20 protein-coding genes and 2 pseudogenes are annotated in these 26,172 nt (G+C 72.4%); 11 read left to right on the plus strand and 11 right to left on the minus strand.

From position 1 onward, the window contains the following. Window positions 1-158: 158 nt before the first annotated feature. Window positions 159-3,776, plus strand: coding sequence for a S8 family serine peptidase (locus ACIRVH_RS06510; RefSeq protein WP_403948690.1), 3,618 nt, complete (start codon window positions 159-161; stop codon window positions 3,774-3,776). A gap of 1 nt (window position 3,777) precedes the next feature. Here the strand turns inward: ACIRVH_RS06510 and ACIRVH_RS06515 are convergent, their stop codons facing one another. The 4 genes from ACIRVH_RS06515 to ACIRVH_RS06530 are packed head-to-tail and all read right to left on the minus strand — an operon-like array spanning window position 3,778 to window position 8,352. Beyond that, window positions 3,778-5,139 carry a carboxyl transferase domain-containing protein gene (locus ACIRVH_RS06515; protein ID WP_403948692.1) on the minus strand — a complete coding sequence of 454 codons (1,362 nt, stop codon included), beginning with the start codon at window positions 5,137-5,139 and terminating at the stop codon, window positions 3,778-3,780. Beyond that, on the minus strand, window positions 5,132-6,619 hold the full coding sequence (locus tag ACIRVH_RS06520) for an acyl-CoA synthetase (RefSeq protein ID WP_403948694.1): 1,488 nt from the start codon (window positions 6,617-6,619) through the stop codon (window positions 5,132-5,134). The genes ACIRVH_RS06515 and ACIRVH_RS06520 overlap by 8 nt, the downstream gene beginning before the upstream one ends. 43 nt (window positions 6,620-6,662) lie before the next feature. Next, window positions 6,663-7,268, minus strand: a complete 606-nt coding sequence (locus ACIRVH_RS06525; RefSeq protein ID WP_403948695.1) for an O-methyltransferase — start codon at window positions 7,266-7,268, stop codon at window positions 6,663-6,665. 10 nt (window positions 7,269-7,278) lie between these two features. Next, a complete protein-coding gene (locus ACIRVH_RS06530) occupies window positions 7,279-8,352 on the minus strand; it encodes a MerR family transcriptional regulator (RefSeq protein WP_403948697.1) in 1,074 nt (357 codons plus the stop codon). A 138-nt stretch (window positions 8,353-8,490) separates the two neighbouring features. Here ACIRVH_RS06530 and ACIRVH_RS06535 point away from each other — a divergent pair, with 138 nt between their 5' ends. Continuing rightward, window positions 8,491-9,369 carry a RimK family alpha-L-glutamate ligase gene (locus ACIRVH_RS06535; protein WP_403948698.1) on the plus strand — a complete coding sequence of 293 codons (879 nt, stop codon included), beginning with the start codon at window positions 8,491-8,493 and terminating at the stop codon, window positions 9,367-9,369. 22 nt (window positions 9,370-9,391) lie between these two features. Here ACIRVH_RS06535 and ACIRVH_RS06540 read toward each other — a convergent pair. After that, window positions 9,392-10,336, minus strand: a pseudogene (locus ACIRVH_RS06540) (LysR family transcriptional regulator). 95 nt (window positions 10,337-10,431) lie between these two features. Between ACIRVH_RS06540 and ACIRVH_RS06545 the strand changes: the two are divergent. Beyond that, window positions 10,432-11,262, plus strand: coding sequence for an oxidoreductase (locus ACIRVH_RS06545; RefSeq protein ID WP_403948700.1), 831 nt, complete (start codon window positions 10,432-10,434; stop codon window positions 11,260-11,262). A gap of 15 nt (window positions 11,263-11,277) precedes the next feature. On the opposite strand, the gene ACIRVH_RS06550 is transcribed toward ACIRVH_RS06545, so the two are convergent. Continuing rightward, window positions 11,278-11,835, minus strand: a complete 558-nt coding sequence (locus ACIRVH_RS06550) for a hypothetical protein (RefSeq protein ID WP_403948701.1) — start codon at window positions 11,833-11,835, stop codon at window positions 11,278-11,280. 130 nt (window positions 11,836-11,965) lie between these two features. Between ACIRVH_RS06550 and ACIRVH_RS06555 the strand changes: the two genes are divergently transcribed. Continuing rightward, window positions 11,966-12,739, plus strand: a complete 774-nt coding sequence (locus tag ACIRVH_RS06555; protein ID WP_403948703.1) for an IclR family transcriptional regulator — start codon at window positions 11,966-11,968, stop codon at window positions 12,737-12,739. Further along, entirely contained in the window at window positions 12,736-13,581 is an 846-nt protein-coding gene (locus ACIRVH_RS06560; RefSeq protein ID WP_403948704.1) for an SMP-30/gluconolactonase/LRE family protein, read from the plus strand. Before ACIRVH_RS06555 ends, ACIRVH_RS06560 begins: the two co-directional genes overlap by 4 nt. A 234-nt stretch (window positions 13,582-13,815) precedes the next feature. On the opposite strand, the gene ACIRVH_RS06565 is transcribed toward ACIRVH_RS06560, so the two are convergent. The 3 genes and pseudogenes from ACIRVH_RS06565 to ACIRVH_RS06575 all read right to left on the minus strand — a co-directional run. Then, entirely contained in the window at window positions 13,816-15,219 is a 1,404-nt protein-coding gene (locus ACIRVH_RS06565; RefSeq protein WP_403948706.1) for an NAD(P)/FAD-dependent oxidoreductase, read from the minus strand. After that, window positions 15,212-16,441 carry an MAB_1171c family putative transporter gene (locus tag ACIRVH_RS06570; RefSeq protein WP_403948707.1) on the minus strand — a complete coding sequence of 410 codons (1,230 nt, stop codon included), beginning with the start codon at window positions 16,439-16,441 and terminating at the stop codon, window positions 15,212-15,214. The genes ACIRVH_RS06565 and ACIRVH_RS06570 overlap by 8 nt, the downstream gene beginning before the upstream one ends. Before the next feature lie 182 nt (window positions 16,442-16,623). Beyond that, window positions 16,624-17,211: pseudogene (locus ACIRVH_RS06575) on the minus strand (toxin-antitoxin system, toxin component family protein); the annotation flags it as partial. Window positions 17,212-17,434: 223 nt separating this feature from the next. On the opposite strand from ACIRVH_RS06575, the gene ACIRVH_RS06580 reads away from it, so the two are divergent. Together ACIRVH_RS06580 and ACIRVH_RS06585 are read left to right on the plus strand one after the other, a co-directional pair. Continuing rightward, window positions 17,435-17,989, plus strand: a complete 555-nt coding sequence (locus ACIRVH_RS06580; protein WP_403948708.1) for a family 43 glycosylhydrolase — start codon at window positions 17,435-17,437, stop codon at window positions 17,987-17,989. Window positions 17,990-18,044: 55 nt separating this feature from the next. Continuing rightward, window positions 18,045-19,565 (plus strand): alpha-N-arabinofuranosidase, encoded by a 1,521-nt coding sequence (locus ACIRVH_RS06585; protein WP_403948710.1) that lies wholly within the window; start codon window positions 18,045-18,047, stop codon window positions 19,563-19,565. A 6-nt stretch (window positions 19,566-19,571) separates the two neighbouring features. On the opposite strand, the gene ACIRVH_RS06590 is transcribed toward ACIRVH_RS06585, so the two are convergent. Further along, window positions 19,572-22,541, minus strand: a complete 2,970-nt coding sequence (locus ACIRVH_RS06590; RefSeq protein WP_403948712.1) for a beta-galactosidase — start codon at window positions 22,539-22,541, stop codon at window positions 19,572-19,574. Window positions 22,542-22,616: 75 nt separating this feature from the next. Here ACIRVH_RS06590 and ACIRVH_RS06595 point away from each other — a divergent pair, with 75 nt between their 5' ends. Beyond that, window positions 22,617-23,075: an RrF2 family transcriptional regulator gene (locus ACIRVH_RS06595; RefSeq protein WP_403948714.1), complete on the plus strand. Its 459-nt coding sequence runs from the start codon at window positions 22,617-22,619 to the stop codon at window positions 23,073-23,075. Window positions 23,076-23,253: 178 nt separating this feature from the next. Continuing rightward, window positions 23,254-23,901: a DUF4360 domain-containing protein gene (locus ACIRVH_RS06600; protein WP_403948716.1), complete on the plus strand. Its 648-nt coding sequence runs from the start codon at window positions 23,254-23,256 to the stop codon at window positions 23,899-23,901. Between the two features lie 37 nt (window positions 23,902-23,938). On the opposite strand, the gene ACIRVH_RS06605 is transcribed toward ACIRVH_RS06600, so the two are convergent. Further along, entirely contained in the window at window positions 23,939-24,559 is a 621-nt protein-coding gene (locus ACIRVH_RS06605; protein ID WP_403948717.1) for a CGNR zinc finger domain-containing protein, read from the minus strand. 109 nt (window positions 24,560-24,668) lie between these two features. Between ACIRVH_RS06605 and ACIRVH_RS06610 the strand changes: the two genes are divergently transcribed. Both ACIRVH_RS06610 and ACIRVH_RS06615 read left to right on the plus strand, forming a co-directional pair. Further along, the gene (locus tag ACIRVH_RS06610; RefSeq protein WP_403948718.1) at window positions 24,669-25,406 is read left to right on the plus strand and encodes a metallophosphoesterase; all 738 of its coding nucleotides are present in this window, start codon (window positions 24,669-24,671) and stop codon (window positions 25,404-25,406) included. Window positions 25,407-25,434: 28 nt separating this feature from the next. After that, window positions 25,435-25,995 carry a hypothetical protein gene (locus ACIRVH_RS06615; RefSeq protein WP_403948720.1) on the plus strand — a complete coding sequence of 187 codons (561 nt, stop codon included), beginning with the start codon at window positions 25,435-25,437 and terminating at the stop codon, window positions 25,993-25,995. Window positions 25,996-26,172 lie beyond the last annotated feature (177 nt).

The following is a 26,172-nucleotide window of genomic DNA, read 5'->3' on the forward strand; positions in this document are numbered from 1 at the left end:
GGGAGTGAGGCTGTCCCCGGTTCGACCCGTGCCGCGCGCCGCCGGTGGCGGGAAACCGCCAGGACGCCTTTCCGCCACTGACGGTCAACACCCCGGCAACACACGGCACATGACACTCGTCCCAGCACTCGACGCGCTCGACACGAGAAGAGGCGTGGATGACCAGAGGACCAGTCGGACGCGGGGCGGCGCTGCTCGCGACGGGGCTCGTGATCGCCCTGTCGCCAACGGCCCCGGCGGTCGCGCAGCAGGCCGTCACCGCGGACCTGCGCACCCCGGACGCCGCCACCACCGTCACCCTCGTCACCGGCGACCGGGTGACCGTCACCGACCTCGGACAGGGGAGGAGAACGGTCGCCGTGCAGCGGCCCCGAGGGGCCACGGGTGCCGTACGGACGCAGGTGAGCAACGGCGGCATCAGCGTCGTACCGGACGAGGCGCAGCCCTATCTGCGGGCCGGCACCCTGGACCGGCGGCTGTTCGACGTGAGCGGGCTGATCCGGCAGGGGCTCACGGACGCCAAGGCCGACGCGCTGCCGTTGATCGTGACCTATGGCAAGGGTGCGCGAGCCGTCACCCCGGGCGGGGCGGAGCGGACCCGGACGCTGCCCAGCCTGCGGGGCGCCGCCGTCGAGGCGGAGCGGGGGCGCGCCTTCTGGCGGTCCTTCACACACCACCACACTGTCGGCAAGGTCTGGCTCGACGGACGCGTCAAGGCCGACATGGCCGAGAGCAACGCGCAGATCGGCACCAGGGCCGCCTGGGACGCGGGGCTCACCGGCAAGGGCGTCACGGTCGCCGTCCTCGACACCGGTGTCGACCTGAGCCACCCCGACCTGACGGACCGGGTCACCGCCACCAAGAGCTTCATCGACGGGCAGGAGGTCGCCGACCGCAACGGGCACGGCACCCATGTCACCTCCACCGTCGGCGGCAGCGGGGCCGCCTCCGACGGCAAGGAGAAGGGGGTCGCGCCCGGTGCCACTCTCGCCGTCGGCAAGGTGCTCAGCGACCAGGGCTCGGGCAGCGAGTCCCAGATCATCGCGGGCATGGAGTGGGCGGCGCGGGACGTGCACGCCCGGGTGATCTCCATGAGCCTGGGCTCGACCGAGGCCAGCGACGGCACCGACCCCATGGCCCAGGCGGTGAACACCCTCTCGAAGGAGACCGGCGCCCTCTTCGTCGTCGCCGCCGGCAACACCGGCGCCCCGTCCTCCATCGGCTCGCCCGGCGCCGCCGACGCGGCCCTCACCGTCGGCGCGGTGGACTCCGCCGACCAGGCCGCCTACTTCACCAGCGCCGGACCCCGGTACGGCGACAACGCCCTGAAGCCGGACCTCTCGGCGCCCGGCGTCGACATCCTCGCCGCCCGCTCCCAGCTCGTCTCCGGCAGCGGCTACTACACCTCCATGAGCGGTACGTCCATGGCGACCCCGCACGTCGCGGGAGTGGCCGCCCTGCTCGCCGAGGAACATCCCGACTGGACCGGCGCGCAGTTGAAGGACGCCCTCATGTCCAGCAGCAGGCAACTCGACTCCTCCGCCTATCAATTGGGTGCGGGGCGGGTGAGTGTGCCCGACGCCGTGAAGGCCGACGTCACTGCCACCGGCAGTGCCGACCTCGGCTTCTACAGCTGGCCCTACGAGGCGAACCAGCCGGTCACCCGGACCCTCACCTACCGCAACTCGTCCGACCAGGACGTCCGTTTGAAGCTGTCCGTGCAGGGCGGACCGGACGGGGTCGCCGTCCTGGCCGACTCCGCGCTGACCGTGCCCGCGCACGGCACCGCCTCCACCACCGTCACCGGTGACGGGTCGAAGGCGCCGGTCGGGGAGAGCAGCGGGCAGGTCGTGGCCACCGGGCCGGACGGGACCGTGCTCGCGCACACCGTGTTCGGGCTGGTCAAGGAGGAGGAGCGGTACACGCTCACCGTCCGTGTGAAGAACCGCGACGGCGCGCCCACCGCCGCCGACCTCGCCGTGCAGCGGCTCGCCGAGGGCGAGGACGCCCAGCCCGCGCACGTCGGCGACTCCGGCACCCTGAAACTGCGCCTGAAGCCGGGCACGTACAGCCTGGCCTCCTTCCTCGACGTGCGCGGCAGCCACGGCGCCGACTCGCTCGGACTCGGCTTCCTCGCCGCCCCCGAGATCACCCTCGACCGGGACCGCGACGTCACCCTGGACGGAAGGAAGCTGCGGGAGATCCGGGCCGATGTCGACCGGCGCACCGAGACACATCAGCTGCTCATGGAGTACGACCGGACCGCGAACGGCGCCGACCTGTTCGGCGCGGTCCAGGTTCCGCTGACCTACGACAGCGTCTTCGCCGCGCCCACCGCGAAGGTCGCCCAGGGCGGCTTCGAGTACCGGACCGTGTGGCGGCTGGCCAAGCCGCTGCTGCAGGTCGACGGGGTCGGCGAGGCGACCGTGCAGCCGGGCGGCACGCTGATCGAGGGACGCACCAGGCTGCCGCTGGTCGACGTCGGGGACGGGCCGTTCACCGGGGTGGCGGGCAAGGCGGTGCTCGCCCGCCTCGCCGACGGCGCCGACCCGGCAGCGCTGGCCCAGGCCGCCCAGGACGCGGGCGCCGAGGCGCTGTTCGTGACGGACGACGCGCCCGGCCGACTGATGGCCTGGTGGGGCACGGACGACAACGCCGACCGGCCGCTGCAGATCGCCACGGTGAACAGCGCCGACGCGGCGCGGCTGCGGGCGGCGGGACGCGTCGACATGGTCGGCACCCGTAACTCGCCGTACGTGTACGACCTGTCTGAGGGGCACCGGGGCGCGATTCCGGACCGGGACCTCACCTACGCCCCCTCCGGGCGCCGACTTGCCGCCGTGCACGTGAAGTTCCACGCGGCCCAGCCGGTGAGCGGCGGTGAGTTCCGGTACTCGATCACCGGCACCTTCCCGATCGGCCTCGGCTTCCAGGAGCGCGTCGACCTGCCCGCCGAGCGGACCGACTACGTGTCCACCGGGCCCGGCCAGCTGTGGCACGAGTCCGTCACCGCCCGCGACGGGGCACTGGAGGAGCGCAGCGGTCTGGTGCGGTACGACGGCGGGTCGCGGCCGGAGCTGAACTGGTTCCGTCCGGTGTGGCACCCGTGGCTGGGCACCGGCCTGGGCTGGGGGCAGCAACGGGCCGGGAACCAGATCCAGGTGAACACCCCGGGCTGGGGCGACTCCGGGCCCGACCACACCGGCTTCGGCGACGTGTGGAGCGACGGCAGCGGGCTGCGCCAGACCACCGCCGTCTACCTGGACGGCACACTGGTCGACCGCCGCAAGAGCTCCGGTGTCCATGTGTGGGACGCGCCCGCCGACGAGCACACCTACAAGGTGGTCACCGACACCGCCCTGGACGCCGGCCAGTGGCAGCCCGCCACCCAGGGCCACACCGAGTGGACCTTCCGGTCCGCGGCCACCCCGGAGGACCGCTGGACCTACCTGCCGCTGATCAACCTCGCCTTCGACGTCGACACCGACCTCGCGGGCACGGTGCGCGGCGGACAGCGCGTCCCGGTCGGGATCGGCGCCGAGTACGTGGCGAGGGCGGCCGGCACCGGAACCCTCGGCGGCGGCTGGCTGGAGGTGTCGTACGACGACGGCGCGACCTGGCGGACGGTCCCCCTGACCACCGGCCCGGGCGCCTCCTGGCGCGGCACGCTGACCGTGCCGCGCGGCGCCGCCCATGTCTCCCTGCGGGCCTCGGCCCACGACGACAAGGGCGGCTCGGTGACCCAGGAGATCATCCGGGCGGTGGCCGTGAGGTAGCTCAGGGCCGGGGGTGGTCCGCGGTGGCGGTGATGTCGACGATGCCGCGGACCACCCCCAGCTCCACCAGGTCCTGGGGCCGGATGCGCAGCTGCCCCGCGGTCGCCTCCACCTCCTCGGGCGGGCGCTTGAGGATCGCCGCCGCGAGTTCCGGAGCGATCACCGAGAAGTAACTGTCCGGCGTGGCCCAGGTGTTGCCGGGAGCGGCCAGCGCGAGCGCCCCGCCGGAGCCGCCCTCGCCGATCACCAGCGTGGTGACCGGCACCCGGACTGCGGCCACCGCCACGAACACGTCGGCGATCGCGGCCCCGGCACCCTGCCGCTCCGCCTCGGCGTCATTGGCCGCACCCGGTGTGTCCACGAGCGTCAGCACCGGGATGTCGAGCCGGTCCGCGAGCCGGATCAGCCGGGCCGCGGTGCGGTATCCGGCGGGGCGGGTGGCCGCCCCCGTCTGCGCCGCGTACGCCACGGTACGGCCGTCCCGCTCACCGAACCCGCACAGCATGCCGTCGGGATCCGTACCGCCGCAGCGGTCGCCGCTGAGGGAGACCCGGTGGGTGAAGTAGGCGTCCAAGTAGGTCTGTGCGCGGGGGCGTTCGGGGGAGCGGGCGCGGCGGACCGCTTCCCAGCCGGTGGCCGGGAGGTCCGGGGTGCCGAGGGCCTGGGGTGCCGGGGCCTGCGCCGCCGGGGTCGTGAGCAGCCGCAGCCAGCGCCCCAGTGTCTCCCGCAGCTCCTCGGGGCGTACCACCGCGTCCGCCGACCCCACCGCCACCTGCGCCTCGGCCGTGTAGGCGGCGGGGTCCGCGTCCGGGGGCCGGACCCGGGAACCCGCGAAGCCCACCTGGGCGCCCGGGAGCGCCAGGATCACATCGGCTCCGGCACCGAGGGTGGCCCAGCCGCCGCCGGTCGTGGGGTCCCGCAACACCGCGATCTGCGGCAGACCCGCCTCCCGGGTGAGCGCCGACTCACGGGCCACGCGCTGCAGTTGGGTGAGCGCCAGCATGCCCTCCTGCATCCGGCTGCCGCCGGTGGCGACCAACGGCACGACCGGGAGCCGGTGGGCACGGGCGTGGTGGTACGCCGCCTCCAGGCGGTCGCCGGTGCGTTCGCTCAGGGAACCGCCGAGGAAGCCGAACTCGAACGCGATCAGCACGGCCCGGGTGCCTCCGACGCTCGCGGTGCCGCAGACGACGGACTCCTCCTCGCCGGTGCGCTCGGCGGCACAGGCGCGCGAGGCGTCGTAACCCTCCCAGCCGAGCGGGCCGTCCGCCTGTGGTGGCCTTATCAGGCCCGGGAGTTCGCCGAAGGTCCCCTCGTCCGTGACCAGGGTCAGGATCTCCCGCGCCGACAGTCGCTCAGGCATCGGCCACCAGCGCCCGCTTCATGATCTTCCCCATGTCGTTGCGAGGAAGCGTGTCCAGGTAGTGGACCACGCGCGGCCGCTTGTGCGGCGCCAGCCGACGGGCCACATGGCCGGCCAACTCCTCGGCGGCGGGCGGTGCCTGGGGGTCCGCCGGGACGATCCACGCCACGATCCGCTCGCCCAGGTCCGCGTCCGGCTCCCCGGTGACCGCGGCCTCCCGCACCCCCGGATACTCCAGCAGCGCGTTCTCGATCTCGCCCGCCCCGATCTTGTAGCCGCCGCTCTTGATCAGGTCGGTGGCCTTGCGCCCGACGATCCGGACGTATCCGTCGCTCTCCCGCACCGCCATGTCGCCGGTGCGGAACCAGCCGTCGGCGGTGAAGGCGGCGGCGGTCGCGTCGGGCCGGTTGAGGTACTCGGTGAACAGGTTCGGGCCGCGCACCTGGATCTCGCCGACGGTCTCCCCGTCCAGCGAGGCCACCTCCGTGCCGTCCTCCTCCACCAGCCGCAGCTCGACCCCGGGCAGCGGCACACCGACGGTCCCCGCGCGGGCCTCCCCGTCGGCCCGCACGCTGGTGTTCATGAGCGTCTCCGTCATGCCGTAGCGCTCGATCACCCGCCGGCCCGTCACGGCCGCGATCCGCTCGTGGTCGTGCACGGGCAGCGCGGCAGAGCCGGAGACCAGCAGCCGGGCCCCGGCCAGGGCCTTGGCCAGCTCCGGGTCGTCCGGCAGGGCCTCGGCGATGCGGTGGTACATCGTCGGCACCCCGAACAGCATGGTCGCGCCGCCGTTCAGCTCCCGGGCCACGCCCTCGGTGTCGAACCGCCCCAGGTGCCGCACCGAACCGCCGCGCCGCAGCGGGCCGAGGACGCCCAGCACGAGCCCGTGCACATGGAACAGGGGCAGCCCGTGCACCAGCACGTCGTCCCCGGTCCACTGCCAGGCGTCGGCGAGCGCGTCCAGGGTCGCGGCGAGCGCCCGGCGCGGAATGACCGCACCCTTGGGCGGGCCGGTGGTGCCGGAGGTGTAGACGACCAGCGCCGGGTCACCGTCGCCGGCCCGCTCCTCCGGGACGGTGCCCACCTCGGACGCGTCCACGTCGAGCCGGGCCAACTCCCAGAGGACGGCGGGAAGTTCCGCGCCCGGCGCCGCCAGGATCAGTTCCGGCGCGCTGTCGTGGACGATGTGCGCCAGCTCCTTCTCGCCCGACTTGGGGTTGAGCGGCACCGCGGCCACCCCGGCGAGCAACGCGCCCGTCACCGCCACGGCGGTCTCCAGCTCCGGGGTCGCCCACACGGCCACCCGGCCGGCGCCGCGGATCCGCGTGGCGAGCGCGCCCGCCGCGCCCGCGAGCCCGCCGTACGTCAACGACCGTGCGCCGAACCGCAGGGCGACCCTCCCCCAGACTTCGTCCGGGGGGACCCCCATCTCGCTTCGCTCGCCGGGACCGCCCGCCAGGGCAGGAAAGAGGGAGGACACGCGGCGCACTCCTTGGCTGTCGGAAAGGCTCTCGGCACCCTTCCTACACCAGGAGTCTCGTCCCCACGAGCGTGCTCAGGTCGGGTGCCAGCCGCAGTTCCGTCGCGCGGAGGGCGGGATGCTCCAACCAGTGCAGCCGGGCGAGGTCCGGCACGCCCTCGTGCAGCGGCGGCCGGCCGGTCGCCGGGGTGAAGTCGTCGACGACGACCGTCCCGCCAGGCGCGAGCAGCCGCTCGACGTCGGCGGGCGCGTCCCCGGGCACCTTGCCCTGCCCGCCGCCGTCGAGCACGAGCAGGTCGAAGGGGCCGTGCTCCTCGATGCGCCGCCAGTCGCCGCTCAGCACACGGACGTCGGGGCGGTCGGCGAACACCTCGGCCGCCGACCGCGCCCGCTCCGGATCCCGTTCCACGCTGTACAGCCGCACGCCCGGCCCCGCGCCCGATGCCAGCCAGGCCAGGCCTACGCCCAGCCCCGTCCCCGTCTCCCCGATGCGAGTACGGGCACCGCCCGCCAAGGCGTGCAGCAGGCGGCCCTGTTCGGGGCGACAGGAGTAGGGGAAGCCGGAGGCGCGGGCGGCGGTGAGGGCTTGCCGCACGAGGGGCGGGAGCCCGTCCACGCCGGTGTACGAGTCGGTGCCGAGAGTCGCCATACGGCCACTTCTACCCGACGGACACGGGTGCCTGGGTGGGCAGCACCACATCAGCGACCACACAGCTCACGTTGTCGGGCCCGCCCGCCGCGTTGGCCTCGTCGATCAGCGCCTGCCCCGGCTCCTCGCCGGCGAGCAACTCCTTGATCCGCTCGTCCGGGACGACACCGGTCAGCCCGTCGGAGCACAGCAGATACCGGTCACCGGCCCGAGCCTCGTGCAGCCGGAGGTCCGGGGCCGGCGCCGCGTCCCCGGTCAGGGCCTTCGCCAGCAGCGCCCGCTGCGGATGACTCACCGCCTCCTCCGGCGTCAGCCGCCCCTCGTCGATCAGGGACTGCACGACGCTGTGGTCGTGGGTGATCCGGAACAGCTCCCCGTCCCGCAGCAGATACGCCCGCGAGTCCCCGATGTGGACGAGCGCCAGCTGCGACCCCGTCCACAGCAGCGCGGTCAGCGTGGTGCCGTTCTCCTCGGCGCCCTCCGGGAGGTCCCGTACGGCCTCGCTCGCGCCGCGCACCGCGTCGTCCAGCAGGTTCAGGACACTCCCCGCCGTCGGTTCCTCGCCCTCGTCCAGGAACCTGAGAGCTTCCACGGCGGCGCCGCTCGCGGTCGCCCCCGCCGGCCCGAACCCGTCGGCCACGGCTAGCAGCCTGCGGCCCGCGTACACCGTGTCCTGGTTGGCCGGGCGGACCTGCCCACGGTCGGAGCGGGCGGAATAACGCAGTTCCAGCATGGTGGTGTGATCCCTTCTCGACTCACCGGTCAGCTGGTCGACGAGGAACGCGGCGAGATCCCGCCGTACGGCCGTCTCCGCCTCGACCCGCGCCCAGTACGCCCGGATCTCCGCCGCGGCATCCGGCGGGTCCAGCGCGCACACGGCGCGGATCTCGGCCAGCGGCATACCCAGCCGCCGCAGCCAGGCCACGAGCCGGGCCTGCCGAAGCTGCCCGACGGCGTAGTACCGGTACCCGGTGTCGGGGTCCACCCGGGCCGGCCGCAGCAGCTCCAGCTGGTCGTACAGCCGCAGCGCCTTCGGCGACAGCCGGCCGGCCCTGGCGAAGGCACCGATCGTCAGCAATTCCATGAGGCTCCTCGCGCTCCTCGTCGTCCGCCACCGATGCTGGGGCTTCACCAAAGGTGAAGGTCAAATGCGCTGTCGTGGTTCCTTCGGTGCTTGTTAGCCTCACAGCCGATCGAACCGTCGTACGACAGGGAGCCCGCCGTGCCCCGAATAGCGCTCGCCACCTACGATCCCGGAGCCGAGCCGAGCAAGGACAGCGACCTGCCGGTGCTGGTGCGGGCGCTGACGGACGCCGGGGCCGAGGCGGAGGCCCGGCACTGGGACGACCCGGACGCCGACTGGGGCGCTTACGACCTCGTCGTCATCCGGTCGACCTGGGACTACAGCTGGCGCGCCGAGGAGTTCGGGGCGTGGGTGGAGCGGGTCGGCGCCGTGACGCGTCTGGCCAATCCGCCCGCCGTGGTGCGCTGGAACTCCGACAAGTGCTACCTCGGCGAGCTGGCGGCGGCCGGTGTGCCGACCGTGCCCACGCGCTACATCGCTCCCGGCGAGCCCGCCGACCTGCCCGCGGACCACGAGTACGTGATCAAGCCGACCTCCGGCGCGGGCGCCCGGTTCGCCGCCCGTTACACCCCCGCCGAGCACGAGACGGCCGTACGACAGCTGGCGCGGATGCATGCGGAGGGCTTCACCGCGATGGTGCAGCCGTACGTGCGGGACATCGACGTCAGCGGTGAACGGGCGCTGCAGTTCTTCGGCGGCGGCCTGCTGCACGCCAGCCGCAAGGGCGCCGTCCTCTCCTCCGGCACCCCGTACGACGCCGACAAGGTCGCCCACCCGGACCTGGAGTCCTGGCAGCCCACGGACGCCGAACTCGCCGTGGCCGAGAAGGCGTTGACGTCCGTACCCGGCGGCGCACCGGGGCTGCTGTACGCGCGCGTGGACCTCGTGGACGGGGAGGACGGCCAACCGTGCGTGATGGAGCTGGAGCTGGTCGAGCCCAACCTGTTCCTGTTCCTGCACCCGGTCTCGCTGCCGCGCGTCACGGAAGCCATCCTGGCGGCGGCCGCGGGGGACTAGGCCCTGACCGGCGCATGAGGACCTAGGCCGACCCGACCGTGGCCCGGCAGGCCTCGGCGTACGCCCGGACCAGGGGCCGTCCCCCGTCCGCGCGGCGCCAGGCCAGGGCGTAGCGGCTCGGGCCGATGCCGCGGACGGGGCGGGTGGTGACGCCGCCCAGGGTGATCAGCGGGGCGTTGCCCTCGGCGAGCAGGCAGACGCCGAGGACGGCCACCAGTGCCTCGTACGTCTCCTCCGCCCCGGCGATCTCCGCGCCGATGCGCGGCGGGCGGCCCGCCCGGGCGTCCAGGGCGAGCCAGTAGTCGCGCAGCGGGCCCGCGCTCCGCGGCAGGGCGAGGAACGGTTCGTCGAGCAGGTCCGCGAAGCCGATCTCGGCACGGGTCGCGAGGGGGTGCGTGTCGGGAAGGGCGACCAGGCGGGGCTCCTCGGCCAGCACCGTCCAGGCGTAGCGCTCCTCGTCCGGCAGCGGCAGCCACACGAAGGCGACGTCCGCGCTGCCGTCCGCGAGGCCCGCCGTCGGGTCGTCCCAGCTCACCTGGCGCAGCCGGGCGCCGGCCTCGGGATGCGCGGCGGTGAAACGGGAGCGGATGGCCGGCAGCAGCCCGCCCCGGCCGGGACTGGTGCTCATGCCCACCACGAGCGTGCTGCGCTGCGCCGCCTTGGCCGCCTCCACCGCGGCCGCGCCCTCCTCCCACGCCGCCAGCACCCGCCGGGCGTGCGGCAACAGCGCCTCGCCCGCGGCCGTCAGCGCCACCCCGTGCTGATCGCGGTGCAGCAGCTCGGCACCCAACTGGCGCTCCAGCGCCCGGATCTGCTTGCTGAGCGCGGGCTGCGACACGTACAGCTTCCCCCAAGTTCTCGGCTACGCTCGAACAGGGGGGACCCCCATGGCGGCACGCGTGAAATGCAGCTCCTCGGCGACCGCGACGAAGTAGCGCAGATCCCGGGCATGGACGTCCATCGTCATAACCATTGGCTATCACCGAGGGTCTTGGACGGGCAACGGCATTCGGCGGCAGGCTGGTTCCTGTCAGGAGACAGCAGGAACTACGGGGAGTTGCCGTGAACAAGGTATGGCTGGTGACCGGTGCGAGCAGCGGTTTCGGGCGGGCGATCACGGAGGCGGCGGTCGCCGCGGGCGATGTGGTGGTCGGCGCGGCCCGGCGACCCGAGGCACTGGACGACCTGGTGGCCGCGCACCCTGACCAGGTGGAGGCGCTGCGCCTGGACGTCACCGACGCGGCCGCGATCGAGGAGGCCGTAGGGGACGTGGTGGCCCGGCACGGGCGGATCGACGTGCTGGTGAACAACGCGGGCCGCACCCACGTCGGCGCCGTCGAGGAGACCACGGACCAGGAGCTGCGGGACCTGTTCGACCTGCATGTCTTCGGACCCGCGGCCCTGGTGCGGGCGGTCCTGCCGCACATGCGGGAGCGCCGCTCGGGCGCGATCGTGCAGATGAGCAGCATGGGCGGCCAGATGTCCTTCGCGGGCTTCGGGGCGTACAGCGGCACGAAGTTCGCGCTGGAGGGCATGTCCGAGGCGCTCGCGGACGAGGTGCGGGAGTTCGGCGTCAAGGTGCTGATCGTGGAGCCGGGAGGGTTCCGGACCTCGCTGATGGAGCCCGCCCGGGCCGGGGTCAGCGCCGACAGCGGGCTGTACGCCAGGGTGAGCGAGACCCGCGGGTTCGTCGCGGGCGGCGACGGTACGCAGCCCGGTGACCCGGCCAAGGCGGCGGCGCTCATCCTGGCTGCGCTGGAGGCGGAGCGGACCCCGCTGCGGCTGCCGCTCGGCGACGACGGGGTGAGCGCGGTCCTGACCCACCTCGACCAGGTCCGCGAGGACGTCACGGCCTGGGAGAAGCAGGCCAGGGCGACGGCCTTCGACGCGTAGGACCCTTGGGGCTCTCTACGGGCGGATCGCGGTCCGCTGGAGCAGCCCCCAGGTGAACTCGGCGACGACCTCGTGCCGCACACCGTCCCGGTCCGGGGCGGTGAAGGCCAGCCCCCAGCGGGTGGGGGCCGTGCCCTCCAGCGGGCGGGCCGGGGCGAAGGCGCGGGCGGCCTCGTCCACCGTGCAGGACCACGGGGTGAGGTCGTCCAGGGTGCGCAGCGCCGGGGCCGGGGCGCCCGGCGTGCGTACCAGCCACTCGTTCCAGACCGCGCCGTCGGGGGAGACCAGCACCTCGAAGCGCAGACCGGGCCAGAGGGGCAGCGCCCACTGCCGGGCCTCGCAGGCGACGTCGCCGAGGCGGCGCCGGACGACGGCCTCGGGCTCCCCGAGGACCGAGCGATAGCGGGCGGCCGCGGACCGCGACCTGGGCGACCGGACCATCGCCTGCCACCGCTTGTTGGCCTCCCGCATGTCCGCGAGCGACGCGCCGATCGTGCGCCGGGCGTCCTCGACCAGGTCCGGGTTGTGGTCCGCCATGCGGCGCAGCAGCACCAGCTGGAAGTCGAGTTGCATGAACCCATGGTGCCCGGCTCGCTCCCGCCCATTGCCCGCGCACCCGGCGGTGACTAGCCTGTGTTCGTCATGCCGATCGTCTGTTGAAATCTCGAACACAGACACTTAAACCCAAGGGAGGGGGCCGGACGTGGGACGCCTCGTGCCTGCCGTGACCCGGGCTCTCGACATTCTTGAGCTGTTCCTGGACGGGGACGGGACGCTCTCCGCCCCCGACATCGTGCGCAAGCTGCAGCTGCCGCGCACCACCGTGCACGAGCTGGTCACCACGCTCGCCGCACGCTCGTACATCGTGCAGGTGCCGGGACAGCCCGGACGGTACCGGCTCGGCGTACGCCCGTACCAGCTCGGCAGCCGCTACGCCGAGCAGCTCGACCTCGCGGCCGAGGGGCAGCAGGTGGCCCGCTCGGTCGCGGAGACCTGCGACGAGACGGTCCACGTGGCCATCCTCGAGGGCACCGACGTCATCTACATCGCCAAGGTCGACTCCACGCACGCCGTGCGCATGGTCTCGGCCGCCGGCCGTCGGCTGCCCGCCCACTGCACCTCCGTCGGCAAGATGCTGCTGGCCTCGCTGCCGGAGCAGGAGCTGGCGGCGCGGATCCCGGACGGCGCCGAGCTGACCGCGATGACGCCCAACAGCATCACCGATCCGGCCGCGCTGCGCGAGACCCTGGCGGAGATCCGTCAGCGGGGCATCGCGGTGGAGAGCCGCGAGTCCAACCCGGACGTGTCGTGCGTGGCCGCCCCCGTGCGCGACCGCGCGGGCCACGTGGTCGCGGCCCTCTCCATCTCGGTCCCCATGATCCGCTGGAGCGACGAGCGGATGGCCGAGCTGGAGCAGCTGGTCGTGAAGGGCGCGGCGGAGCTGTCGGAGCGGCTCGGCCACCGGGGCGTGGCATGACGTCGTACGAGGTCGCCGTGCAGGCGGAGGCGGCGCTCGGCGAGGGCCCGACCTGGGACCCGGCAACCGGCCGCCTCAGCTGGCTCGACGTCCTGGGCATGCGCGTCCACACCTACGACCCCTCCTCCGGCCGCCGCACGATCCGTACGACGGAACAGCACGTCGGCGCGGCCAAGCCCCGCGCCGGCGGCGGCCTGGCCCTGAACCTGCGCGACGGCGTCGGGCTCCTCGACCCCGACGGCACCTTCCGCTGGCTCCACCACGAGCCGGTCCCCGGCCGCCGCGCGAACGACGCGGCCGTCGCTCCCGACGGGTCCCTATGGGCGGGCACGATGCGCTACGACGAGGCGACGGGCGGCGGCACGCTGACCCGCCTCACCGGCGACGGGGAGATACGGCTCGCCCTCCCCGACGTCACCGTCAGCAACGGCATCGGCTGGAGCCCCGACGGCCGCCTCATGTACTACGCCGACACCCCGACCCGGCGCGTGGACGTCTTCGACCACGACACCGAGGGCATCCGCAACCGGCGCACGCTGGTCGAGATCGAGCAGGGCGCCGGCTTCCCCGACGGCCTGACGGTCGACGCGGAGGGCTGTGTATGGGTGGCGCTGTGGGACGGGGGAGCGGTCCGCCGCTACACGCCGTCCGGCGGCTTGGACCGCGTGCTCACCTTGCCCACCCCGCGCACAACGGCCTGCACGTTCGGCGGCCCGGACCTGACCGACCTGTACATCACGACGGCCCGCACGGGGCTGCCGGCACCGCATCCGTTGTCGGGCTCGGTACTGGTGGTACCCGGTGTGGGCAAGGGGTTGCCGCAACCTGCGTTCGCCGGCTGAGCGGAACCGGTTTCGTCGTCGGCTGCGGGTGCGTGGGGGCTGGTCGCGCCCACGCGGCGGAGCCGCATGTCGATACAGCCCCGCGCCCCTGGGGAGTTGCAGCCTCGTCGGCCGCATACGCACCCTGCGTAGCTGCGGGCAGTCGTGCCGCTGGGCGGCACGGGTGGGCGCAGCGGCACCCCGCCGGCGCCGGGCCGTGCGGCCCACCCCCGCCCAGCCCCAGCCGACCCGCGCCTACGAAACCCCCGCAGCCTTCCGCTCCTCCACCGTCAGCGGCGGAGCCGTGAGCGGAGGCTTCAGCGGCCCCACCGCGGCAGCGATCAGCATGCTCGGGGCCAGCAATGACTCCGCCCCCCGCTGCAGAGCCGTCACGTCCGTGACCCGGCGGGCGATGCGACCGTTGCCCGTCGCGGTGTACAGGAGGCGTCCGACGTAGGCGGACAGGAGGCGGTCCCGGAGCGTGGGGCCCGTCGCGGTCGCACCCGGGTAGAAGACATCCGCCCCGATGGCCAGGTCCCAGGCCGCCCGAACCGTGCGCCCCACCGCCTTCTGGATGTGACGGGAGAGGCCGGGGGTGTCCAGAGCGGTTCCCTGGCGGCGGATCACGTCCCGCAACGCCAGGGCCGATTGGGCCGAGACCGCCATCCCGTGGCCGTACAGGGGATTCAGCGCACACACCGCATCCCCGAGCACCACGAAGTTCTCCGGCCACAGCGGCATCCGCTCGAAGAAGTGGCGCCGGTTCGCGGTGGTCCGGGTCAGCGCCACCTCGGTCAGGGGCTCCGCGTTCGCCAGCAGCTCGCCGATGATCGGATGGCGAAGCTGCTCGCGGGCGTACCGGGCGAAGCCGTCGGCGGTCGTGGGCATGTCGTCGCCCCTGCCCCCGAACAGCGTGACGATCCACTTGCCGTCCTCGACCGGCATCAGCGCGCCGCCGCGCCCGGTACCCGCGCCCCGTGGATCGGGTTCGATGTTGACGATCGGGAATCCGTCCCGTGCCGCCTGCTCGGGTGCCCGGAACAGCCGGCTGGCGTACACCAGCCCGGAGTCGACCTCCCGCCGCTCCGGCCGGGGCAGTCCCAGTTCGGCCAGCCAGTGGGAGGCCCGGGAGCCACGGCCGGTGGCGTCCACGACGAGGCCGGCCGACAGGGTGCGCTCGGCGTTGTCGTGGGCCCGGATCCGTACCCCGGTCACCGCCGTGTCCGTGCCCGTCAGGGCGATCGCCTCGGCCCGCTCCACCAGCTCGATGTCCCGGTCGGCCAGCACGAGTTGTCGTACCACCCAGTCCAACAGGTCCCGGCTGGCCGGCAGCATGAACGCCGACTCGGCCCACCGCCGGTACCAGCCGTGCGGTGACAGGGCCACCATGTCCGTGGTCATCGGCACCCGGCTCACCCCGGCCGCCCGCAGCCGACCGATCGCCCCGGGCAGCAGCTGCTCCAGCGCCCGCGCCCCGCCCGACCACAGCTGGTGCACGTGTCGGGCCTGCGGCAGCCCCTTGCGCGGCTCGGGCCCCGCGGGCAGCGCGTCGCGCTCGACCACGGTCACCCGGGCACCCGTCGAGGCCAGGGCGCGGGCCGCGAGCAGCCCGGCGAGAGAGCCGCCGAGCACGACGGCGGCGGGCTTGCGTTCAGTCATGTACGGCAACGCTCTCTGCTGGGGCGGCCGCATGCGCGCGGACCGCCTCGATGTCGTCGGGACGGCGCAGGACCCGGGAGACGGCCGCGATCTCCTGGAGCAGGTGGGTGGTGTCGGGCCCGGCGGCCGACTCGGGCGGCTCGGGGTCACGGGCCTTCGCCTCGATCGCGTCGCGGATGCTCACCGCGGCCGCCAGCGCCCGGGCCCGGGCCGGCGGATGCCCGAGGTCGAGCGCGGCATCGTACGACCGCCGGTTCAGGCCGGTGTCGATGTGCCGGGCCAGTGGCAGCAGCACGTCCCGGATGAACGTCTCGCGCCGGGTCAGCCGCAGCTCGGGCGTGGCCCGCAGCACGAACGGCACGCCCTCCCCGCTCGTGGACCGCATCAGCTGGTACAGGGGCCGCAGTTCGCGGTGGGCGAGCCGGACCCGCCAGCGGTCGTGCAGGTACTGGCCGGCGTGCGGCAGGATGAAGCCGACGGCGATCAGGATGGCGGACAGGGCGGCGACCGGCGGGGCGAGGTTGGTGCTCAGCCAGTCCAGGTCCTGCCCGAACCAGCACGCGACGACGGCGACCAGCTTGCTCGCGTCGAAGATCAGGTTCAGTACGTAGCCGGCCCCCAGCAGCTTCAGCCCCCAGCGCAGCCACGCGTCCAGGCCCTCGGTGCGTACCCAGTTCCAGATCAGCCTGGAGGTGATCAGGCAGGCCACGGCGTGCGCGACGAGATAGAGCAGGATCTCCTCACGCATGAACGGGGTGGTGGCGTAGTACGTGTCCAGGTCCCGCAGCCGCTCCACGGGCGCGTCGGCGAGCAGGAACAGCACCCACAGCGCAACGACCACCCCGGAGTAGACCGAGACGACCCAGCGCATCGCGCGCCGGGTGGCGGCCGAGCGGTCGGACAGGCCGTTGCGCCAGGTGATGATCAGCAGCAGACAGGACCCGCAGAACGCGGTGATCAGCGAATAGCACCAGGGCGCCGAGATGTTGGGGACGCCGGTGAACCGGTTGACGGCGGCGATCGTGGACGGGGTGCAGAACACGAACACCCCGCAGGCGAGCAGCAGCAGTCCGCCGACCGCGCGCAGCAGCGGGTCCCGCCACAGCCGGATGATCGTGGGCAGCTTGATCACCAGGGCCGCGGTGAGCACAGCGGTGGGGATCCAGAAGGAGATGTAGAACTCGCTGAGGAAGTCCGAGGGGTCGAGTGCCAGCAGGGTCACCGTGCGGCTCTCCCCTTTTTGGTCGCTCGGTTCGCCTCCGGGGCGCTGGATGCCGGTGTCGAGAGCCCGATCGTGCTCGGCGCTTCGCGCCTCCGCGCTCCCCCATTCTCGACTTCGCTCGAGCGGGGGGACCCCCATGGCCTCTCGACACCGGCGCGCCCCTTCGGCTCACTCGCTCGGTCGCGTCCGCGGTAGCCGAGGGAGCGCTGGACCGGGTCGAGGGGTGTGCCGGGACCCGGACCGGTGAGGTAGGGCCGGAACAGCGTGGCCAGGCGGTGGCCGAAGTCGTCGGCCTCGGCCTCGTCCACCTCGCGGGAGCCGTTGCGGGCGGCCACCGTCAGGGCCATGTCGCGCCAGCGGGGCTCGCCCGCGAGTGCGTGCGCCGCCGCGGCCCCGGCCTGGTGGTGGTGCCGGTTCCCGGCGTGCAGATGCCACAACTCGTGTCCGAGGATGACCAGTTGCTGCACGGCCTCGGCGCGCTCCTCCACGATGACCAGGTCGAAGTCCTGGAACTCCACCCACAGGCCGGTGACCTCGATCTCGTCCGGGAAGCGCTCGAAGCGCAGCTCCACCGGCCGTCCGGCCCGCCGTGCGGTCATCGCCTCGCACAGCGCCTGGCACAACTCGCTTACACCGTCGGGTGGTTGTGGTCGCGCGCGGACGGCGGTGGCGAGGTCGGCGGCCAGGGTGCGCATCGCCGGGCCCGGGCGGGGGCCGCACAGCCATGCGGCGAGCCGCGCCGCCCGCTGCCGCGCACCCGCGATGGTCATCGGTCCCCCTTCTCACCGCCGGTGTGCGGTTCGTCCGAGCGTACGCGCCTGGATGTGTCCGCGTCAGGTGATCGGACGACCGTTGTTCAACGCGGAACGACCGCCTCCGCTCCCGCGGCGAGCGAAAGCCCGCGTCCAACCCATTGACGCGCAGGCGCTTCGATTCTACGGTCCCGTTCGAAGTTACGGGCATCATTCGATATCCCGAACGATGGGGCAAGGTATGGGGCAACCTGGCCTGAATCGCAGGCAACTTCTAGGGGCGGCCGGAGGGTTGGCGGTGGCCGCCGGCTTCGGCTTCGCCGCCCTCGGCAGCGGAGCCGACGCGCTCGCCTCCGGCGCCCGCACCCGGGTGCGCTACTGGAACCTCTTCAGCGGCGGCGACGGCGGCAACATGGTCGCGATGGTGGACGCCTTCCATCGCGCCTACCCGGACGTCGCGGTCAGGGCCTCCACCCCGGACGCCCCCTACGCGGTGGAGGGCGCGTCGATCCTCCATTACGGCGCCTACTACTACCTCTTCGCGTCGTACGACGCCTGCTGCGCGGGCGTGAACTCGACGTACAAGATCAGAGTGGGCCGCTCGACGTCGATCACCGGCCCGTACGCCGACAGCACGGGCACCCCGATGGCGCAGGCGGCGGCGACCTGCTCCTGTCCGGCCACGGCCGCTACATCGGCCCAGGCGGCGAGTCGAGGTTCCGCACCCACGGCAAGACCTGGCTGGCCTACCACTACTACGACGCGACCGACAACGGCACCCCGAAGCTGGGGCTGAACAAGCTCGGCTGGCGTGCAGGTTGGCCTGTTTTTCAGTGACACGAAAGGCACCCATGAGCAAGAGCACCGCCCGCTTCACGCTGGACCCCGCCTTCACCGTCGGCGAAGTGAACCCCCGCCTCTTCGGCTCCTTCGTGGAACACCTCGGCCGCTGCGTCTACACGGGCATCTACGAACCGACCCACCCCACGGCCGATTCCGAAGGACTCCGTACCGACGTCCTCGACCTGGTCCGCGAACTCGGAGTCACCACGATCCGCTACCCCGGCGGCAACTTCGTCTCCGGCTACAAGTGGGAGGACTCCGTCGGCCCCGTGGAGGACCGCCCCCGCCGCCTCGACCTCGCCTGGCACTCCACCGAGACCAACCGCTTCGGCCTCTCCGAGTACATCGCGTTCCTGAAGAAGCTCGGCCCCCAGGCCGAACCCATGATGGCCGTCAACCTGGGCACCCGCTCAGTCGCCGAGGCCCTCGAACTCCAGGAGTACGCCAACCACGCCGAAGGGACCGCCCTGTCGGACCTGCGTGTCTCCCACGGCGACAAGGACCCCTTCGGCATCCGACTCTGGTGCCTCGGCAACGAGATGGACGGCCCCTGGCAGACCGGCCACAAGACGGCCGAGGAGTACGGCCGTGTCGCCGCCGAGACGGCCCGTGCCATGCGCCAGATCGACCCCTCCGTGGAACTGGTCGCGTGCGGCTCCTCCAGCCGGTCCATGCCCACCTTCGCCGCATGGGAGGCGACCGTCCTGCAGGAGACGTACGAGCTGGTCGACCACATCTCCCTGCACGCCTACTACGAGCCGGTCGACGGCGACCTGGACTCCTTCCTCGCCTCCGCCGTCGACATGGAGTCCTTCATCGAGAACGTGGTGGCCACGGCCGACCACGTGGGCGCCCGGCTCAAGTCCAAGAAGAAGATCAACCTCTCCTTCGACGAGTGGAACGTCTGGTACCTCTCGCGCTGGGAGGAGTACGCGAAGACCCTCGACCGGACCGGCTGGCCGGAGGCCCCCCGCCTCCTGGAGGACAACTACAGCGTCACCGACGCCGTCGTCTTCGGCTCTCTCCTCATCGCCCTGCTCCGGCACGCCGACCGCGTCACCGTCGCCTGCCTCGCCCAGCTGGTCAACGTGATCGCGCCGATCATGACCGAGCCGGGCGGCCCGGCCTGGCGGCAGACGACGTTCTTCCCGTTCGCGCAGGCCTCGAAGTACGGCCGGGGCGAGGTGCTGGACGTGCGGGTGGACTCGCCGACGTACGAGACGAAGAAGTACGGCGAGACGGACCTGCTGCACGCCACGGCCGTGCGTGCGGCCGACGGCACGGTCACGGTGTTCGCCGTGAACCGCAGCCGTACGGACGCGCTGCCCCTCGAAGTTGCCGTGAAGGGGCTGGAGTTGACGCACGTCACCGAGCACGGCGCGCTCGCGGACGCCGACCCCGACGCCCGCAACACCCTGGACGACCCCGAGCGGGTCGCCCCGCACCCGGTCGAGGGCACCGCCCTGCGGGACGGCACCCTCACCGCCGTGCTGGAGCCCCTGTCCTGGAACGTGATCAGGCTCGCCTGAGCGGTCTCAGCGGCCGGGGGAGAGCACCGGGGTCACCGGTGTCCCCCCGGTCGCCCGGCCCAGCAGGGTCAGCTGGACGTTCCCCGGGCCGGACTCCGTGGTGAACTCCGAGAGGACCGCCAGCGCCAGGGTGTTGGAGCCCCGGGTGCGCAGGATGCCGTTCGGCAGGACGAAGGTGTGCTGCGGGCCGACGTTGTTGATGTACTGGCCCATGTTCCAGCCGTTGAGGAAGATCTGCGCCCGGTAGGCCCGGTACGGGTCGTCCTCCAGGGTCAGACCGATCGAGGCGTCGATGTCGGCCGGCACCGACAGCCGGAACGTGGTCCGGTACCAGGTCACGCCCTGGCGCCGCTCGGCCCGCGGGAAGGTCACCGCCTTCCAGCCGCGGTCGCGGAAGCCGGGCAGGTGCCAGCCCTCCCGCTCGCCGTACAGGCCGCCGTTGTTCTGCGGTCCGCGCACCGGGTCCGGCTTCGCCTCGCCCTGGATCCGCCAGGTCACCTTCGGCGAGGCTCCCTTGAAGAGGGCGGCGGTGAGGCCGCGGGCCACCTTGTGGGTGTCCTGCGCCTTGCCGTCCTGGTCGTGCTGCATGCGCCGGACCAGGACCGACAGCACGTGCCGGCCGGGCGAGCGCAGCCGTTCGTCCACCGGGAAGACCGCGGTGGCGTCCCAACTGCCCTTCCTGACCGTGGTGTTCTTGTCGGGCACCGGCATCCGGTGGGTGCCCAGCGGCTCCCCGTCCAGCCACGCCATCAGCAGGCCCTGCGTGCCCGTGGTGTAGGCGAGCGAGACCTCCTCGAGGCCGGAGGAGTCGCCGAACGTGCCCCGGTACCAGACGTCTCCGTAGTGGAAGCCGTAGTCGTCCGCGAACAGCACCGGCCGGCCGTCCGGGACCGGGGTGACGCTGTACGACGACGTCCTGTCCGCCTTCTTCCAGGACGAGTCGTCGAAGTTGGGCCCCGCCTCCGGGTTCTCGGTCCGCATCCGCCAGCGGCCCAGCCGGGGCAGCACCACCTCCGGCACGGAGGGCAGCATCCCGGTCGTCATCACGCTCTGGGACATGGTGATCCGGGTCGGCACCTTGCGCCCGTTCCACACCAGGCTCGTGATCCCGCGCGGCCCCCACACCTCCACGCTGGTCTCCCCGGTGACGTCACCGGTCAGGTGGACCTCGGAACCGCGCACCTCGGCGTGGCGCAGCAGCGACGGGCCGTACACCAGCAGGGTGCCGGACGGGGTGTCGTACGGGAAGATCCGCACGGCGGTGGCGTCGTCGGCGAAGAGCAGCAGCAGCGGGATGTCGCTCTCGCCCTTGGCGACCAGCACCCGGGTGAGACCGCCCTGCCCGAGGGGCGCGTTGACGTGCAGTTCGTTGCTGTCGTACGCCCAGGCGCCCTCCGGGTCGAGCCGGGTGACGAACGGCTCCTCCGGGCACTTCAGGACCAGGTCCGCCATGTCGTCGCGGCGGCCCGCGAACACGGCGATGTCCTGCCGCCCGGCCGTCACGCACAGCATGGGCTGGGCGGTGGAGTGCTTCAGCGTCCGGTGGCCCAGACGGAGTCCGGTGGTCAGCATGCGGGCGTCGCGCGCGGGCACGGTGATCTTCAGATCGCCCGCGTTGGTGGGCAGGTCGGTGGTGACCGGCTCGGTCCCGTCGTTGCGGGCCACGTACACGTGGGTGCCGGTGTCCGGGTTGGAGAGGTGGTAGACCTTCAGCCCCTCGGCCTTGACCTCCGCCGCCCGGTCCAGCCGGGCGAAGTCGGGCACACGCTGCAGCAGATGCCCGAGCTGGTGCATCGGGGCGATCTTGTCGGTGACGTTGCGCGCCTCGTCGATCGCGGCCCCGTAGTCGTACGACGTGTAGACGACCGGTGCGGGCAGCCAGCCCCACGACGTCCCGCCGAACGTCATGTACACGTTGTGCAGGGTGATGCCGTTGGCGAGGTTGGTGAGGTAGAAGCGGCGCTCGTAGGCCGCGTCCCGGGTGCGCCGCGACTCGGCGTACCCCTTGCCGTCGAACCAGGACCCGCCCCAAGGGTCGAACCAGCCGCCCCCGAACTCGGGCATGAACCCGGGCGTGCGCGGCGAGGCGGTGGACCCGCCGGTCGTCCCGCCGGACCCGAAGGTGCCCCAGTCGGGCGGCGTCTGGGACGGCGACGGATACCCGTCGAACCCGTACAGCCAGCCGCCCTTCTCCCCGCCGGTGTCGAACGCGCCCGGGACCCAGTGGCCGTTCCTGCCCTTGTCGTTGTGGAAGAGCGGGACGTCGATGCCGTCGTCCCTGACCTTCTTGTACAGGTGGGACATGTAGTCCCGGCCGGTCGCCTCGTCGACGTGGGAGTCGTACTCGTTCTCGATCTGGTAGAGCAGGATCGTGCCCTTGCCCTGGGTGAACAGGTGCCGACGGGCGATCCGGTTCACCTGGGTCAGCCACTCGTCGACGTGCGACAGATAGGTCGGGTCGGCGGTGCGGGCCGTGCCCTTCGTCGCCGTCAGCCAGCCCGGGAAGCCGCCGCCGTCGATCTCGGCGTTGATGTACGGTCCGGGCCGCAGGATGACGTACAGCCCGGTCTCGGCGGCCGTCCGCAGGAAGAGGTCGAGATCCCGGACCCCGGAGAAGTCGTACCGGCCGGGCGCGGGGGAGTGGTAGTTCCACGACACGTAGATGCTCACGGCGTTGTACCCGTGCGCCCGCATCTTCTGCAGCACGTCCCGCCACAGGGACGGGCTCGGCAGCCGGAAGGGGTGCATCTCGCCGGACCACACGACGAGTCGCCGGCCGTCGACCAGCAGCGAGTAGTGGTCGTACCCGATGGTGTGACGTTCTCCGTCGGCGCGTGGCGGGGCGGGCGCAGGACCGGTCGGCACGCTGCGCGCCGCGTACGCCGAAGGCGCCCCGGGGCCGCCGCTGCCGCCCAGGGCGAAGCCGAGCGCGGCCGAGCCGGCCAGGGCACTGAAGGTACGTCTGCTGAGCGCCAAGGTGGATCCTCCCGGGCGATCTTACGGGGGCGCGGTCCGGCCATTCTCCATGGAGATACGCCCCACAATGGACCCATGAGGATCTCGGCGCGGGCGGATTACGCGGTACGGGCGGTACTGGAGCTGGCCGTACGGGAGGGTGACACCCCGATGAAGGCCGAGGAAATCGCCGCTGTACAGGACATTCCGCACAAGTTCCTGGAGGGCATCCTGGGTGATCTCCGGCGTGCGGGAATCGTCGACAGTCGGCGCGGTGGAGGCGGCGGCTACCGGCCGGCCCGGGCCGCGGCCGCGATCACTGTGGCGGACGTCATCCGGGCGGTGGACGGCCCGATCGTGTCGGTACGCGGAGAACGTCCGACAGATCTGTCCTACACGGGCACCGCCCAGCCGCTGCTGCCGCTGTGGATCGCCCTCCGTGCCAACGTCCGCCGCATCCTGGAGGGCGTCACGATCGCCGACCTCGCGGCGGACGCGCTGCCCGAGCCGGTACGGGCCCTGGCGGCGGAGCCGGCGGCGTGGGAGAACCCGTAGCCCGCCGGCCGGCGTGTGAACGGCCCGAAGTGAATGGCCGGAGTTCACCCTCCCGGGGCGGAGCGGGGCTTCCTACGATTCCCTCGCCTCCCCCTCCTTCACAGGTTCCACACAGTCTCTTCAAGGTTGAACGGACGGGTCGGAGGCCGAAACCCCCCACTCGACACCTGGAGAAAGCATGGCTGGTGGACTCCTCCTGAGCGGTGCCGTAGCCGCTCTCCTCACCACCGCGATACCCGCTTCGACCTCCTCTCCCGTCTTCGACGACCCGCCCCCGGACAAGATCGTCATCGACGTCGCCACGGTGAACGGCTCCGGCTGTCCGGCGGGCACGGCCGCCGTGGCCGTCTCCCCGGACAACACCGCGTTCACGGTGACCTACAGCAACTACCTCGCCCAGGCCGGCGGCAACTCCGACCCCACGGCCTTCCGCAAGAACTGCCAGCTCAACCTCGTCGTGCACGTCCCGCAGGGCTTCACCTACGCCGTCGCCAGTGCGGACTACCGGGGCTTCCTCTCGCTCCAGTCGGGCGCGACGGGCACGCAGAAGGCGTCGTACTACTTCCAGGGCTCCTCGAACACCGCGGCCAAGAGCCACCCCTTCAGCGGCCCCTACAACGACGACTGGCAGGCCACCGACAGCACTGACTGGGCCCAGTTGGTCTGGGCTCCCTGTGGAGTACTGCGCAACTTCAACATCAACACCGAGCTGCGGGTGACCGCGGGCAGCACGCCGAGCAAGGTGAGCTTCATGACGATGGACTCGACCGACGGGGACATCAGCACGGTGTACCACTTCGCGTGGAAGCACTGCCCGGGCTCGTAGCCGGGTCCGACGTGTGACCGCGTCGCCCGGCCGGTGCTCACGTGCGCGTCCCGGAGGTGTCCGGGGCGGCGGGACGGTGGCGCTGGTAGTGCCGGGCGGCGCGGGCACGGTTGCCGCAGGACGGCTTGCACCACTCCTGGCGGCCGTGCGTCCTGAGGAAGTACCGCACGCAGCGCGGGGCCGTACAGGCCCTCAGGTGTGCGCGCTCCGGACCGGCCAGGAAGTCGACGGCCGCGTGCGCGAGCACGGCCGCCAGTGCGGTCGGCGCGTCCGGCTCGGCCGGCCGGAAGCGCAGCTCTGCGGGGCCCTCGTCGGGCCAGTCGAGGTGCGGGACGACCCCTCGCCGGGAGGCGGCGGCGTTGAGCCGGGCGACGGCCTGATCGGCGGGCAGCAGCCGGTGCGCGTCGGCGGGGCTCGGGGGTGCGGGGCTGACCGCTCGGGCGAACAGCGCGCGCACGGCCTCGCGCACGGCGACGACTTCACGCCTGGCCGCTTCGTCGGGGGCCGGCCCGGTGCCGGCGCCGTAGAGATCCAGCAGGTCGCCCTGCGCGTCGATCCATGCGGCGAGCCCGTCCACGGTCGACAGGTCGTCCGTCACTCCGCCCTGTCCGTCGTGGCGGATCGTGCTCGCCAACTCCAGGGCCAGACAACGCTTCATGCGACCTCCCTCCTCCGGTGCCCCTTGATCACATTACCTTCCCTGCCCTACGGTCTCTAACGGAAAACGACACGTTTTCCGTTCGTCAGCATCGGGAGGGGAACGAACCGTGGTTGTTCTGGCTCAGATCAGCGACCTCCACCTCGACGGCACCGAGCGCGCGACCGAGCGCGCCACCCGTGTCATGGACTACCTCGCCGGCCGGGAGCAGCCCGTGGACGCGGTGCTGGTCACCGGGGACATCGCCGACCACGGCGCGGAGAGCGAGTACGAGCAGGCGGCGGGCCTTCTCACCGGACCGTTCCCGGTCCTCACCTGCCCGGGAAACCACGACGTCCGCCAGGCCTACCGGAAGGCCCTGCTGGGCGAGCCCGCGTCGGACGGACCCGTCAACCGTCTGCACCACGTGGCCGGCACGGCGATCCTCATGTGCGACGCCACCATCCCGGGCCGGGACGAAGGACTCCTCGCCCCGGAGACCGTCGAGTGGCTGGCCTCGACGCTCGACGGCCTGGCCGACGACGTCCCGGCCCTGATCGCCTTCCACCAGCCGCCGGTCCGTCTGCACCATCCGCTCCCGGACGACAGCCGCCTGCAGCAGCCCGAGGACCTGGCCGAACTGCTGACCGCGCACCCCCAGGTCGTAGCCGTCCTCACCGGCCACGCACACACCGCGGCAGCCTCCACCTTCGCCGGCCGCCCGCTCCTGGTCGCTCCCGCGGTCACCTGGAACCTGCGCCTGCCCTGGGAGGCCGGAGACGAGGTCGCGGACCAGCCGCCCGGCATCGCCTTCCACATCCTGGACGACGAGCGGCGCCTGACGACCCATTACCGCGTCGTGCCGTAACGGCGGCAGCGCCTTACCATCACCTCCCATGCTCACCATGATCCTCACTGTCGGGCTGGCGTTCCTCGGCTACCTGGCGACGTATGTCAACGGCCTGCGGCTCACTCAACGGCAGGCCCGACTGGACCGGGTCAACGGGCAGTTGAACGACTTCTACGGCCCTCTGTTCGCGCTGATGGAGTCCAACAGCCGGGTCTACGACACCTTCTCGGCGATGTACGTCCGCGAGGACGGCCGGGACCCGTTCGACCACGACATACCGCCGACCGAGGAGGAGCTCGCCCAGTGGCGCACATGGGCCACGAGCGTGTTCATCCCCAACATCCGGGCCATGCGGGACGTGGTGGTCACCAGGGCGGACCTGCTCATCGAGGAGGAGATGCCCGAGGCGCTGCTGGAGCTCTGCGCGCATGTCTCCGGCTATGAGATCACCGCCGCGCGCTGGGCGCAGGGCGACTTCAGGGAGCATCTGTCGGTCGTGCCGTTCCCCGGCCGCGGATTGCGGGAGTACACCCGCGACCGGTTCACACAGTTGAAGAGTGAGCAGGCCAGGCTGTTGGGGAGCACCGGCCGTCGGCCGCGTCAGTGACCGTGAGGGATGCACTCCAGGAAGCACCGGCAACAAGTCGCATCCCGGACGTGAAGATCACGATCCATGGCTGGAGTACTAGTACTCCAGCAGCGCTTTGACGTTTTCCCTGTTCAGGGGTGGTTTGGGTGAGTGTAGTGGGCTGATTGACGGCTCGTGTTCTCTTTCCCGGGCCGC

This window comes from Streptomyces sp. NPDC101165, from assembly GCF_044768135.1.
In the GTDB taxonomy this organism is placed as follows: domain Bacteria; phylum Actinomycetota; class Actinomycetes; order Streptomycetales; family Streptomycetaceae; genus Streptomyces.

Bases quoted from the DNA above. Each gene is read 5' to 3' on its own strand.
- ACIRVH_RS06510 (WP_403948690.1), top strand. From the start codon at position 159: ATGACCAGAGGACCAGTCGGACGCGGGGCGGCGCTGCTCGCGACGGGG.
- ACIRVH_RS06515 (WP_403948692.1), bottom strand. From the start codon at position 5,139: ATGCCTGAGCGACTGTCGGCGCGGGAGATCCTGACCCTGGTCACGGAC.
- ACIRVH_RS06525 (WP_403948695.1), bottom strand. From the start codon at position 7,268: ATGGCGACTCTCGGCACCGACTCGTACACCGGCGTGGACGGGCTCCCG.
- ACIRVH_RS06530 (WP_403948697.1), bottom strand. From the start codon at position 8,352: ATGGAATTGCTGACGATCGGTGCCTTCGCCAGGGCCGGCCGGCTGTCG.
- ACIRVH_RS06550 (WP_403948701.1), bottom strand. From the start codon at position 11,835: ATGCAACTCGACTTCCAGCTGGTGCTGCTGCGCCGCATGGCGGACCAC.
- ACIRVH_RS06560 (WP_403948704.1), top strand. From the start codon at position 12,736: ATGACGTCGTACGAGGTCGCCGTGCAGGCGGAGGCGGCGCTCGGCGAG.
- ACIRVH_RS06565 (WP_403948706.1), bottom strand. From the start codon at position 15,219: ATGACTGAACGCAAGCCCGCCGCCGTCGTGCTCGGCGGCTCTCTCGCC.
- ACIRVH_RS06580 (WP_403948708.1), top strand. From the start codon at position 17,435: ATGGGGCAACCTGGCCTGAATCGCAGGCAACTTCTAGGGGCGGCCGGA.
- ACIRVH_RS06585 (WP_403948710.1), top strand. From the start codon at position 18,045: ATGAGCAAGAGCACCGCCCGCTTCACGCTGGACCCCGCCTTCACCGTC.
- ACIRVH_RS06595 (WP_403948714.1), top strand. From the start codon at position 22,617: ATGAGGATCTCGGCGCGGGCGGATTACGCGGTACGGGCGGTACTGGAG.
- ACIRVH_RS06600 (WP_403948716.1), top strand. From the start codon at position 23,254: ATGGCTGGTGGACTCCTCCTGAGCGGTGCCGTAGCCGCTCTCCTCACC.
- ACIRVH_RS06605 (WP_403948717.1), bottom strand. From the start codon at position 24,559: ATGAAGCGTTGTCTGGCCCTGGAGTTGGCGAGCACGATCCGCCACGAC.
- ACIRVH_RS06615 (WP_403948720.1), top strand. From the start codon at position 25,435: ATGCTCACCATGATCCTCACTGTCGGGCTGGCGTTCCTCGGCTACCTG.